The organism is Pelagibacterium mangrovi (assembly GCF_036662815.1).
In the GTDB taxonomy this organism is placed as follows: domain Bacteria; phylum Pseudomonadota; class Alphaproteobacteria; order Rhizobiales; family Devosiaceae; genus Pelagibacterium; species Pelagibacterium mangrovi.
The window spans coordinates 1-11,777 of sequence record NZ_JBAFXA010000018.1 but is presented as its reverse complement, the minus strand read 5'-3'; the positions used below and the strand labels follow the sequence as shown (position 1 = coordinate 11,777).

The 11,777-nt window shown below is 60.6% G+C and carries 11 protein-coding genes; 10 read left to right on the top strand and 1 reads right to left on the bottom strand.

All coding sequences use genetic code 11. The features are described 5' to 3' along the window. Positions 1 to 503: 503 nt before the first annotated feature. Positions 504 to 1,205 (bottom strand): GntR family transcriptional regulator, encoded by a 702-nt coding sequence (locus tag V4T21_RS18980; RefSeq protein ID WP_332719879.1) that lies wholly within the window; start codon positions 1,203 to 1,205, stop codon positions 504 to 506. Between the two features lie 113 nt (positions 1,206 to 1,318). Between V4T21_RS18980 and V4T21_RS18975 the strand changes: the two genes are divergently transcribed. The 10 genes from V4T21_RS18975 (at position 1,319) to V4T21_RS18930 (ending at position 11,640) form a co-directional block, all read left to right on the top strand. Then, positions 1,319 to 2,467 (top strand): alpha-hydroxy acid oxidase, encoded by a 1,149-nt coding sequence (locus V4T21_RS18975; RefSeq protein ID WP_332719877.1) that lies wholly within the window; start codon positions 1,319 to 1,321, stop codon positions 2,465 to 2,467. A gap of 12 nt (positions 2,468 to 2,479) precedes the next feature. Then, entirely contained in the window at positions 2,480 to 2,830 is a 351-nt protein-coding gene (locus V4T21_RS18970) for a RidA family protein (protein ID WP_332719875.1), read from the top strand. Between the two features lie 177 nt (positions 2,831 to 3,007). Then, positions 3,008 to 3,979, top strand: coding sequence for a Bug family tripartite tricarboxylate transporter substrate binding protein (locus V4T21_RS18965; RefSeq protein ID WP_332719874.1), 972 nt, complete (start codon positions 3,008 to 3,010; stop codon positions 3,977 to 3,979). Further along, entirely contained in the window at positions 3,976 to 4,512 is a 537-nt protein-coding gene (locus tag V4T21_RS18960; protein ID WP_332719873.1) for a tripartite tricarboxylate transporter TctB family protein, read from the top strand. The genes V4T21_RS18965 and V4T21_RS18960 overlap by 4 nt, the downstream gene beginning before the upstream one ends. Positions 4,513 to 4,519: 7 nt before the next feature. Further along, the gene (locus V4T21_RS18955) at positions 4,520 to 6,007 is read left to right on the top strand and encodes a tripartite tricarboxylate transporter permease (protein WP_332719872.1); all 1,488 of its coding nucleotides are present in this window, start codon (positions 4,520 to 4,522) and stop codon (positions 6,005 to 6,007) included. Positions 6,008 to 6,105: 98 nt separating this feature from the next. Then, entirely contained in the window at positions 6,106 to 7,266 is a 1,161-nt protein-coding gene (locus V4T21_RS18950) for a mandelate racemase/muconate lactonizing enzyme family protein (protein WP_332719871.1), read from the top strand. 9 nt (positions 7,267 to 7,275) lie between these two features. After that, on the top strand, positions 7,276 to 8,412 hold the full coding sequence (locus V4T21_RS18945) for a M24 family metallopeptidase (protein ID WP_332719870.1): 1,137 nt from the start codon (positions 7,276 to 7,278) through the stop codon (positions 8,410 to 8,412). Positions 8,413 to 8,429: 17 nt separating this feature from the next. Further along, positions 8,430 to 9,506: a hypothetical protein gene (locus V4T21_RS18940; RefSeq protein ID WP_332719869.1), complete on the top strand. Its 1,077-nt coding sequence runs from the start codon at positions 8,430 to 8,432 to the stop codon at positions 9,504 to 9,506. An 18-nt stretch (positions 9,507 to 9,524) separates the two neighbouring features. Continuing rightward, complete coding sequence (locus V4T21_RS18935) at positions 9,525 to 10,601, top strand: NAD/NADP octopine/nopaline dehydrogenase family protein (protein ID WP_332719868.1); 1,077 nt, start codon at positions 9,525 to 9,527, stop codon at positions 10,599 to 10,601. A gap of 28 nt (positions 10,602 to 10,629) precedes the next feature. Beyond that, entirely contained in the window at positions 10,630 to 11,640 is a 1,011-nt protein-coding gene (locus V4T21_RS18930; RefSeq protein WP_332719867.1) for an LLM class flavin-dependent oxidoreductase, read from the top strand. Positions 11,641 to 11,777: the final 137 nt, after the last annotated feature.

The window sequence follows — 11,777 nt, the reverse complement described above, 5'->3', positions numbered from 1 at the left end:
GTCAGAATAGGAGCCGCAGTAACGACACCTGAACCGGGATTTTCCCAAACCATTCTGGAACGATCCGGTTAGCGGGGTCATACAGGGGCCGCTCTATGACGTAGGTCATGGGCTATTTGCATCGGCAGATATGAGGGCGCGGTCGACGGTGATATTGCTCATAAATCGGGGCATTCTCAAAAGCCGCGGCATAGGGGTCGTGGATCGCTCTCTCAAAAGCGGCGTATCGTAACCAATGGCGGCAATACCGAGGCGTTTTTCATTGAGCAAGGCAAGGTGTAGTCTGCCCCATCGGGTGCTTCGAACTGGGCACCAAGGTAAATTGCCAGACCCGCCTATGTTCTGCGTCTTTGCGCCCCACCTAGGGCTGGGCTGGCAGATAAGAACTTGGCGCTCCGATGCCGAGGCGGCGAGACAGGCGCGGATGCTCGCTATTTCCGGTACGCTAGGAGTTTATTGGCTCATTATCAACAATATCGGCGAGCGAGGCTTGACCCCGACTGTCAGTACTCTGGCCTACGCAGGTCGGCGAATGGGCCCGATGTCACACCGGATTTTGCCTGTTCCACGAGATAGCGTCCCGTTTTCATGATGTCGTCGATCATTGCCGCTTGAGCCCGGGAGCTATCGTTTCTTTGAAGGGCCGCGATAATGTCGATATGGGCGGCCGTATCCCAAAGCGAGGGTGCATTTAGCGAAAAATACATGGTGGGGCCACAACGCAGCCACAGTGACTCGATTATCGGCAGCAGAATATGAGAGCCGGCGTGTCTGTAGAGCTTGAAGTGAAACTCCTGATTGGCGCTAAGCACCTCCGCCATCTGTCCGCGCTCGTGGGCCGCCTTGACCGCATCGTTTATGAGCTGAAGGTCACCAATGAGTTCCTGTGTGACGTTCGTCGCGGCAAGCCGTGTCGCCATTCCTTCTATCATGCACCTGACTTCAAAAAGTTCGGTGAGGCTCTCGGCCGTGAGGATGGGAACGCGCACCGAGCGATTGGGAAGCTCTTCAAGAGCATTGGCCGCGACTAGCCTGCTGAGGCTTTCGCGAACCGGCATAGGACTGGTTCCGAGTCGCTCGGCGAGCTTGCGTAGGCTCATGATTTGGCCCGGAACGAACAGGCCCGACATGATACCGTAACGCAACCTGGCCAGCACCTGGTCCTGCAATTTGCCTCTTCCCGGCTTGGGCTTTGCCTCTTCCATTTTCCTGTCCTCCGTCAAACGATCTTGACTGCCCTTTAGTGTGATGACACTTTGTGATCATTGCAAGATTTTTACTTCGCCGAGCTTGAGATCCGCGCTCGCAGGATGCCGTAATGACTCGTACTTTAGTCAATGTAGACGATTATAGGACCGCCGCACGCAGACTTTTGCCACGCATGCTGTTTGAATTTGTCGATGGCACGGCCCTGGACGGCCAAACCGGAACGCGCAATCGATCTGGATTTTCGGACTGGTGGTTTCGCGCACGGAGTTTCCACTCGACCGACAAGCCCGATACGTCGTGGTCCGCCTTCGGACGACGTCACAACGTACCGATCATCATCGCGCCGACGGGAGCGTCCGGATTGCTGTGGCCGAACGGTGAGGCCAGAGCCGCGCAGGCTGCCGCCAGCCGGGGGCACGTCATGGAGGTGAGCGCGGGTTCGCTCCTGACCATGGAAGACATAGCGGCTGGGGGTCAGGGCAGGGGCGAGCGCTGGCTACAGATATTTCTTTACCGTGATCGCGAGCTGACGCGCGAGTTTCTCTCGCGGGCGAAGGCTGCCGGCTACGAGGCGATCTGCGTTACCACGGACGCTCCGGTGCATGGCCGGCGCGAAAACGACACACGCAACGGGTTCACGATTGACCAGCGTCTTACCTTGGGAACCCTGTTCGATGCGGCCCTGCACTACAGATGGTGGCTGCGCATGCGCGGCAGCGCGCCGTTCAGGCTCAATAATTTTGCCAACCGGGCGACCGGCAACATGAACGACATGGCCGCCTATATCGCCTCGGTACTCGACCCCAACGTTTCATGGGATGATGTCGATTGGCTTCGATCGGAGTGGGACGGTCCAATAATCATCAAGGGAATCCTCCATCCCGACGACGCCCGCAACGCTATCGAGTGCGGATGTGATGGGCTCCAGGTCTCCAATCACGGCGGGCGGCAACTGGACGGGACCCTCTCGGCGATCGATGCATTGCCCTGTGTCGTGGACGCGACTGCTGGGCGCGTGCCGGTTTTTCTCGACGGTGGCGTGAGGCGCGGCACCGATATCCTCAAGGCCGTTGCTCTGGGCGCAACCGCGTGCGTGATAGGGCGGGCTCATCTATGGGGCTTGGCGGTCGCCGGGGATAAGGGTGTGGAGGCGATCTGCGATGTCCTTGCCGCAGAATTGCGGAATGCCATGATCATCGGCGGTTGGAAATCGCTCGCCGATCTCGACAGCGACGCGGTCATGCGGCTTGGTCAATAAGGAGAAATATCAATGGCGAACATGTCGAGGCTGGCCGGCACCGCACGCATGAGCGCGGCGGTCATCGTCAACGGCGTTGTGTACACCAAGGGAATTACCGCGCGTGGCGGCCCTTCCGACATAGCTGGTCAGACACAAAGCTGCCTGGGCCAGCTCGATGCGTTGCTTGCCGTGGCCGGAACGGGGAAGGCTCGTCTGATCAAGGTGATGATTTGGCTGCGTGACATGGCCGATTTCGAGGCGATGAATGTCGTCTATGATGGCTGGGTCGCCCCTGATGGTTTGCCGGTCCGCGCCTGCGTTCAGGCTGAACTTGCCGACCCTTCGCTGCTGATCGAAATTCAGGCGGAAGCGCTGGCCTAGTAAATTTCGCCGCGGGACCGTGGCGTCCTGTGAGAGAAGAAGCCATTGCGGATTTGGCCCGGGCCAATTGTTCACGAAATGGGCATTCGTAGAATGTGCCCAATTTTTCTGCTTGCCAAATTCATGATGTGATCACAAAATGCGATGATGAAATTCGTCAAAGAGGGAAGCATCAAAATGAACAAGCTCGTGATCAACCTCGCTGCTGCCGGCCTGACTTTGGCTACAATGGCGGGCGGCGCATTGGGTCAATCCTATCCAGAGCGGCCAGTCACTCTCGTTGTGCCTTGGCCCGCGGGCGGCGGCAGCGATACACTCATGCGTCTGATTGCCGAGACCGCTGGCGAAAGTCTGGGGCAGCCCATTGTCGTGGTGAACCAGCCGGGCGCCGGCGGCTCACTGGCTCTGAGGGAAGTGGCCGACAGCGAACCCGACGGCTACACGATGAGCATGATTGCCACCGGGTTTATCGCCGAACAGTATGGCAACCCCAACGCGCCCGTTCTCGATGAATTCAGGGTCGTCGCCTTTGTCGGAACCGACCCTGCGGTTATTGCCGTGGGCGGGGGAACCGGGATCGAAACGCTCGATGACCTGATCGCAGCCGCCCAGGCCGAGCCGGGCGCCCTACGCAACGGCAATGACCAACCGGGCGGAACCTCCTATGTCGCGGCCTCGCTGATGGAAGGGGTGCTCGATATCGACCTGACACTCGTTCCCTACGCGGGATCGGCACCGGTCGTTCAGGCCATCCTGGCAGGCGAAGTACAAACGGCCACGCCCTCGATCACTGATCTGATCGCGCAGCACGAGGCCGGGGAAGTCACGATCCTCGCCGTCAGTGGCGCCGAGCGGCATTTCATGGCCGAGGACGTCCCGACCCTGACCGAGTTGGGCTATCCCTTGGTCACGGGCACTATTCGGGCTCTCGTGGTTCCCGACGAAACGCCGGATGAAGTCTTCGATGTGCTTGAAGCGGCGGTTCTTGAGGGCCTGAGCGACGAGGCTTTCCTCGAAACCGCTCGTACCTCGGGGTTCTCCATCAATCCTCTGGCCGGCGAGCAAGCCGAGACCTTCCTCCAGGAAATGGACGAAAGCATGTATCCCGTTCTCGATGAGGCCGGACTGGTCAAGGTGCGCCAGAAGTGAGCCTTGAGACTGACGGGCAGGAGGGGAGGCTGGACGGCAGCCCCGTCCAGCCGTTCGCGGTGCAGGCTGCTGCCGGACTCGTTTTCCTCGTCATTGCCCTGATCGGCGCCTCGAGCTTGTGGACCAATTCCTATTTGGAGCTTGGCCAGTCCGGCAGCGATCCCGGGCCCGGATTCGTTCCATGGATCGGCGTCTGGGTCCTGGGCCTCGGAGGCGTTGTCCAGATCATCCTGGTGGCCGCACGCGCCCGCCTGGCGGGAGGATTCCAGCTTTCGGGCGAGTTTACCGTTTCCCGGATATGGCTGCCGGTCCTTCTCGTTGCATCCATGATCGCCTATCAGATGGCGCTTCGCCCTCTTGGATTTATTACCGCCAGCCTGCTTTTTGCCGTGCCGTGGGTCGCCCTGATTCACTGGAGATGCGGTGCGCGCTTCACATTGCGCCATCTCGTCCAGTTACCCCTCGAAGCTGTTCTGATCGTGGGGGCGATCTTTGTCGTATTCCGCTACGGCATCCAGATACCATTCCCGTGAGGCCGACATGTCCGAACTTTTCGCCGTCGCCATACAATTGCTGACCGATCCGGGTGTATTGGCGCTTGGCGCGGTTGCAACCGTGCTGGGGATCGTGCTTGGGGCCCTGCCGGGCATCAGCTCGACCATGACGCTGGCGGTGTTGCTGCCGTTTTCCTTTTCAATGGAGCCGGCAATCGCGATGGTCTTCCTGCTCGGCGCCTTCTATGGAAGCGTCTATGGCGGTTCTGTCTCGGCCATCCTTCTCAATATTCCGGGCACTCCGGGCTCGATGGTCACCCAACTCGACGGATACCCGCTCGCGCGCAAGGGCGAGGCCGGCAAGGCACTGACCTATGCCCTGATCGCCTCGACCTTCGGCGGCGTGGTGGGGCTCGTCGGCCTCGTCCTGTTTGCGCCCGTACTTGCCCGGGTGGCCTTTGCCTTTCAGAGCCCCGAATATGCGGTGCTCATGATCTTCGGGCTTTCCATGCTGGCGTATGCATCTCCTGGCTCCACCTTCCTCGGCGTTCTGGCTGGCATCTTTGGATTGCTGCTGGGCACCGTTGGTCTCGACATGATCACCAATCTCTCTCGCTTTGATTTTGGTATTCCCCGCTTGCAGGCGGGTATCAACATCGTGCCTTTCGCCGTCGGGATCTTTGGTCTCGCCGAAATTCTGCGATTGCTCGAAAAGCCGATCGTCAGCGAAAAGGCAACGACCCAGATAACTTCGATCTTTCCCAAATTTTCCGAAGTCGTCAAAACTTGGGCAACCGCGGTCCGCAGCGCCTTGGTGGGGATAATCGTGGGCATCATTCCCGCCGCCGGCTCCGCCGTCGCGGTTTCCATGTCCTATGCGCAGGAAAAGAAGATCTACGAAAAGAAAGAGACCTTTGGCGATGGCAATCCGCGCGGTATCGTAGCTGCGGAAACCGGCAACAACGCCGCAGTGGGCGGAGCGCTCATTCCGCTGCTGACGCTGGGCATTCCCGGCGACACCATGACGGCGGTGCTCGTGGGGGCACTACTCATTCACGGCCTGCAGCCGGGCCCGCAACTTTTCACCCAGCACCAGGACTTCGTGGCTGCCATCTATATTGCTTTGGCAATTACGGTGGTATTGACCTTCGTATTCGCGCTTCCACTCATGCGTGTTTTTGCCAAGCTGCTCTCCGCGCCGCCGCGCGTCCTTTACGTCGGTGTGCTCATCCTCTGCGTAACGGGGTCCTTCGCGGTTCAGAACGCGCTGTTCGACATTCTGCTGATGATCTTTTTCGGCGGAATGGGCTACTTCATGCTCAAGCTTGGCATTCCCACATCGCCAATCATGTTTGGTCTCGTTCTCGGCCCCCTGCTCGAAGAAAACCTGCGTCGCACGCTGATCGTCTATGGCGACTGGTCCGTGTTCTTCCAAAGGCCGATCACCATTCTTATGCTTTTGATTACCGCGCTGGTTCTGCTCGTCCCGCTCCTTAAGCCAGCTCGCGGAAGCTGGCGTGCCATAAGGAATTGACAGGAGCAGGATTTCACGGCGGACTGCCCGAGATTTGGCCCATATCACTTGACAGGCCTCTTTTGTGATCACAAAATGCAATCACAAGGAGTTTTGCCGTGATCCAAATTGCTTCCATCGAAACGCGCCTCGTGCGCCTCCCCACTCGCCGTGAACATAAATGGACGGGCCTGACCGAGCCGATCGGACAGTATCTCCTCGTCAAGATGACCGGAACCGACGGCACGGTAGGTTGGGGGGAGGCGCCCGCGCTCAAGGATTGGGGCGGGGAGTTCGGTCGATATTTTGGCGAGAGCGCCGCTATCGTGGACACCGTCATCTCGCGCTATTTGGCGCCAGTGGTCAGCGGATTGGAAGTTGGAAACCCGGCGGCTCTCCATCAGAAGATGGATGCGATCATCAAGGGCTATCCCTACGCCAAGGCGGCCGTCGATTTCGCCTATTACGATCTCACGGGCAAGGTTCTCGGCGTGCCGGTGCATGTGCTTCTTGGCGGCAAGCTACGCTCGAGCGTGCCGGTAACCCATTCCATCGGCCTGATCGGGGTCGATGAAGCGGTCAGGGAAGTCGCAAGGGTGGTTGAGGATGGCGTCCGCACCATCAAGATCAAGATCGGCGTCGATCCCCAGCGCGACGTCGAGATCGTCGCGGCGATCCGACGGGCGGTGGGGCCGGACGTCGCCTTGTGCGTGGATGCCAACGAGGGCTACGCGACGCCCGGTGAGGCCATCCAGACCATCCGCAAAATGGAAAACAGCAACCTCATCTATGTCGAGCAGCCCGTCATGGGGATCGAGCGCATCGCGAAGGTGGCGCGGGCGATCGACGCGCCGGTAATGGCGGATGAATCGGCCTGGAACGCCCACGACGTGATCCAGATCATCGCTCAGGACGCAGCTCAGATCGTTTCGATCTACACCACCAAGCCCGGTGGGCTGTACAAGGCCATGCAGGTTTCCGCGGTCTGTCAGGCCGCGGGCATCATCTGCAACGTCAACGGCTCGGTGGAAACCGGCGTGGGCAATCTCGCCAATGTGCATCTGGCGGCGTCTGCTCCGGCCGTCACATTGTCCAATGTCATCCCGGTTTCCATGCCCGCCGAGCATCTGAACGGGCGTGTAGGGGGCATTTATTACGCCGACGATCTCCTGACCGAGCCGATGAATTTTTCAGACGGCGGGATCGTCGTTCCCGACTCTCCCGGCATGGGAATCCCGATCGACCCCGCAAAAATCGACACCTATTCGGTCAGCCTTTGAGAGACTGCGATGCGCAAGTTCATTGCCGACAAACTGATTGCCGTGATGAAGCGGGAGGGGCTTGACGCCATCGCCACCTCCTCTCCTGAAAATTTCGCCTACCTCACCGGATTCGTTGTTCCAACCCAGCCCCTCATCAGGCATCGCCATGCCATGGCCATCCTGACCGTTGACGGCAGCGAGAGCCTTTTCGGCGTCGATATGGAAGCAACGACCATTGCGGGCAAGGCACCCGATACGCCGCTGACGGTCTGGCGCGAGTTCCATGACGATCCGATGGCGGTACTGGCTGAAGCCTTGGCCGGGGCCGGGCTCGGAAAGGCGCGAATAGGTCTTGAAATGGATTATCTGCCCGCTGGGGATTTCCAGCGGCTTGCCGCCAACGTGCCCGATGCCCGCTTCAGCGCGGTGGAGGGACACCTTTCGCGTGCGCGCCAGATCAAGGCTCCCGAAGAGGTGGAACTGATCCATCGTCTCTCGCGGATAGCCGACCAAGCCATCGCGGACAGTCTCGCCGGCGTAAGGGCAGGGGACACCGAACTCGATATCGCGGCAATTCTGACCCGCCGCATCTACGAACTCGGAGCCCAGAACTTCAAGCTGCTCATCGTCGCCACCGGGGAGCGTAGCCAACTTCCCAATGTCGGTCCAACCGATCGCGTGCTCGAAAAGGGCGATGTGTGCCGGGTGGAAATCTTTTCGGTGATCGACGGTTATCAGGCCGGGGTGTGCAGGACTGCCTATGTGCAAGAGCCCCCGCCGATGGCCGAAGACATATGGAAGCTGATGGTGGACTGCAAATACGCGATCCTCAATCAAATTCGACCCGGCGCCAGTTGCCTTGCCATCTACAACGACTTCATCGCCCGCCTTGGGCGCATGAACCTGCCGCCCATCTCCTTTGTCGGCCACGGGATCGGACTGCATCTGCATGAAGACCCCTATCTTGGTGCCACCCCAATCCTTGGGAAACCGGGCCAGGACGCGCTGGTCGAAGAAAACATGGTGCTTGGCTTCGAACCGCTCTGCTACCGCACGGGATATGGTTTCGGCGTCCAGAACAAGGATGTGCTCCATGTTACCGCCGACGGATCGAAATTGCTGTCCGACTATACCGATTCCGACACCCTCATTCGGATCGACTGAGAAGAAAGGCACGTTTCATGGGCGAGAGGACCGATATCCTGTTCGTGGGGACAGGCTATTTCACCGAGATCATGCTCGGGGACATCGCGGCTACCGCGCGTACGCCGCTCCGGGTGGTGGTGGGTGGCCGCAATCCCGACCGCATCAAATGGCTCGTCGACGCCTGCCGTTCGCGCACCATGATCCACGGAACCCGGGTCCGGTTCGAGGGCGAAGTCCTGGATTCGAACGCCGCCGATAATCTTGTAGAACCGCTTTCGCGCCTCAGGCCACGGACAGTCGTGCAGTCAGCATCCATGCAGTCGCCCTGGAAGGTCGATAATGGCGAAAGTCGCTGGTCTGATCTCGTGGCGTCCGCCGGCTTCGGTTCGACGATAGCCTTCCACGCCCTGCTGGCCTGGCGCACGGCGACGGCATTGGAACGCACCGAACTTGATGCGCATTTCGTCAACACGTGCTACCCCGATGGCGTCAATCAGTTGCTCGCCGCCGCGGGCAAACCCATGACGACCGGCGTGGGCAATGTCGGCATCTTTTCGGCCGTCATTGGGGGGCGTCTGCCGATCGAAAAGCGCCAGGCGCTGCGCGTTCTCGGCCATCACCGTCATCTCGTGGAATGGAGAAAGCCCGTCGGGACGCGAGCCGGCAATCCGGTGCGCGCTTGGATCGACGCCGAGGAAATCCCCGATACCGATGCCCTGACCGGCGACATACAGCTACCCTATCGCGACCTCAACGTCATCTCGGGCGCTAGTGCCGTGCCGGTGCTCCTTGCCTTGTCCGGGGAGGGCGGGCGCCGCGCGCATGTGCCGGGGCCGCACGGACGCCCCGGCGGCTATCCCGTCAGGGTAGATCTCGATGGGGTAACCCTAGATTTGCCCCCCACCATATCAGAGGCCGATGCTATTGCCTGGAACCGGCAATTCGAGGAAGCCGATGGCGTTTCGGTGCGCGATGGATGGGTGGTTTATGCCGATCGCACCAAGGAGGCCCTCGCCGCCCACGATGCGGCAATTGCCGAAGGATTCGAGGTAACCGATGTCGAACGGGCGGCGGCGGCCTTGGGCCAGTTGCGCGAACGGCTCGGGGGCTGAACTGGATAGGAAGATACGATGAAGGTTTTGGTGATCGGCGCCGGCAATGGCGGCGCTGCGACGACTGTGGAATTGGCAATTGCCGGCCATGAGGTGACGTTGTTCGCTCGCACCGAGGGCACGATCGCTCCCTTTCGCGAAAGCGGGATCGGCTATCAGGGTGTGCTGGGAGAAGGACGCATCGCGCCAAGGCATATCACCACCGATCTGGCCGACGCCATTGACGGCGTCGAAGCGGCGGTCATCGCGCTGCCCACCTTCGCGCAGGCCGGCGTTGCCCGAACCCTGCAAGCGGCGGGCTGGGGGGGTGAGTGCCCCGTCATTCTCAATCCCGGCCACACAGGCGGAGCCTTCGAGGTTCAGACAGCATTCGAGCGCGCGGGCGGTCCGGTGCCTCCCATCGCGGAATTTTCGACCCTCGCCTATGTCGCGCGCAAGCCGCTTGCCGATACGGTCAATATTACCGGGCGCGCAAAGGCATTGCGGGCGGCCGCGCTTCCGGGTGGCGAGCGCGCCATAACTCTGGCTTGCGACCTGTTCCCCGGCGCCTATGACACCGGCGACGTGATCGCCGCCGATCTTGCCAACATCAATGCCGTCATTCATCCGCCGGGCGCCATGCTCGGCGCTGCCTGGGCGGAGGCGACGGGGGGTGACTTTACCTTTTACGTTCAGGGCATGACGCCGGGCGTGATCGAGGTCATGCGGGCGCTCGATGGTGAGCGGATGGCCATCGCCCGAGCATTCGGGCATCACCTGCCGAGCATAATCGCCGAAATGCGGGCGGTAGGCACGGTGCCGGCCGACGCCGGCGACAACGACTACGCAGCCATCGCGTCGGGCGGTGCCAACAGCAAGATCAAGGCACCGGATTCCCTGACGCACAGATACTATACCGAAGACTTTGCTCACGGGCTCGTACCCTTGATGGTTTATGCTGAAATTGCCGGTGTAGCCGCGCCCACTGCTTCCGCCCTGATAGCGCTTCATGCCAGTATGACAAGGCATTTGCCTCAACCCGCCGTTCGGGACGCCAGTGCGATGAACCTGGTTGGGGCGACCATCGACTCGCTCAAGGCGCGCGCCGGTATTTGAGGCGGCGCCGGAAAGGTAGAGCCCGGAAATGACTGTGCGGTTCGGAGTAAGTTTCGATGGGTTCGCATCCACGGCCGAGGCGCTCGAGGTGGGAAGGGCATCGGTGGATGCCGGAGCCCACTCGCTCTGGATGGCCGAGCATCTTGGATACCGTGAGGCCATGGTAACCAGCATGGGGTTCCGCATAGAGTCACCGGCGGCCCAGGTGGTTCCCACGGCGATAAGCCCCTATCTTTGGCATCCCATGCCCACCGCGATGAGCCTGGCGACGCTGGCAGAGGTCGGATCCGCCCCGGTGGGCGTCGCGATCGGCGTCGGCAATCCTCTCTTTCTCGCCGAATCCGGCCACAAGATCGTCAAGCCGGTTCGCGCGGTGCGCGAATTCCTCGACTGCCTCGATCTGCTCTGGACCGGCGAAAAGGCCGAATATCGCGGAGAATTCTTCTCGCTCGAAGGCGCCAGGCTCGGCTTCGTTCCTCCCCGACCGCTCATCATCTATGTTGCGGCAATGGGTAAGCAGATGCTCAGGCTGGCCGGAGCGAAGGCCGATGGCGTTGTTCTCTCGGCGGGGCTGTCGCCGCAATATTGTCGACACTCGCTCAGGACCTTTTCCCAAGGTTTGCATGATGCCGGCCGCGACCCTGCCCTCGCACGACGCGCATCATATCTCTTTCTTGCCGTGGCCGACGATGCGCGCACGGCCCGGGCGATCGTGCGGCCCAAGCTCGCCTTTCTGATGCGCAATGAAAAGCTCGCCGAAAACATCGCACAGAGCGGCGTGTCGGTGAATCAGCAGGGCATCATCGAGGCCATCTCGCACCGCGACATGGATCGGGCGGCGCATCACATATCCGACGAAGCTATTGCCGCATTCTCCATCGCGGGAACCCCCGATGAGTGCCACGAGCAATTGGGCGCCTTTATCGAGGCGGGAATAAACGAGCCGATATTCATGATTCAGGGCGCCGATCGAGAGCGGGAATTGGCGCTTGCGTTCCTCAGAGACTGCGCTGGCCGAAACTGGTCCGATAACGCCTGAACAGACACCGACAAAACGGAGAGGTGCATATGAGCGAGCCATCGACCGCAGCCAGACTTGGAAAATCGGCCCACGCCAGCCTGGTCGAAGCGATGTACCAGCCGATCATGGCTCAGGAATTCGAAATGTTCGACGCG

Bases quoted from the DNA above. Each gene is read 5' to 3' on its own strand.
- V4T21_RS18980 (WP_332719879.1), bottom strand. From the start codon at position 1,205: ATGGAAGAGGCAAAGCCCAAGCCGGGAAGAGGCAAATTGCAGGACCAG.
- V4T21_RS18975 (WP_332719877.1), top strand. From the start codon at position 1,319: ATGACTCGTACTTTAGTCAATGTAGACGATTATAGGACCGCCGCACGC.
- V4T21_RS18970 (WP_332719875.1), top strand. From the start codon at position 2,480: ATGGCGAACATGTCGAGGCTGGCCGGCACCGCACGCATGAGCGCGGCG.
- V4T21_RS18965 (WP_332719874.1), top strand. From the start codon at position 3,008: ATGAACAAGCTCGTGATCAACCTCGCTGCTGCCGGCCTGACTTTGGCT.
- V4T21_RS18955 (WP_332719872.1), top strand. From the start codon at position 4,520: ATGTCCGAACTTTTCGCCGTCGCCATACAATTGCTGACCGATCCGGGT.
- V4T21_RS18945 (WP_332719870.1), top strand. From the start codon at position 7,276: ATGCGCAAGTTCATTGCCGACAAACTGATTGCCGTGATGAAGCGGGAG.
- V4T21_RS18940 (WP_332719869.1), top strand. From the start codon at position 8,430: ATGGGCGAGAGGACCGATATCCTGTTCGTGGGGACAGGCTATTTCACC.
- V4T21_RS18935 (WP_332719868.1), top strand. From the start codon at position 9,525: ATGAAGGTTTTGGTGATCGGCGCCGGCAATGGCGGCGCTGCGACGACT.
- V4T21_RS18930 (WP_332719867.1), top strand. From the start codon at position 10,630: ATGACTGTGCGGTTCGGAGTAAGTTTCGATGGGTTCGCATCCACGGCC.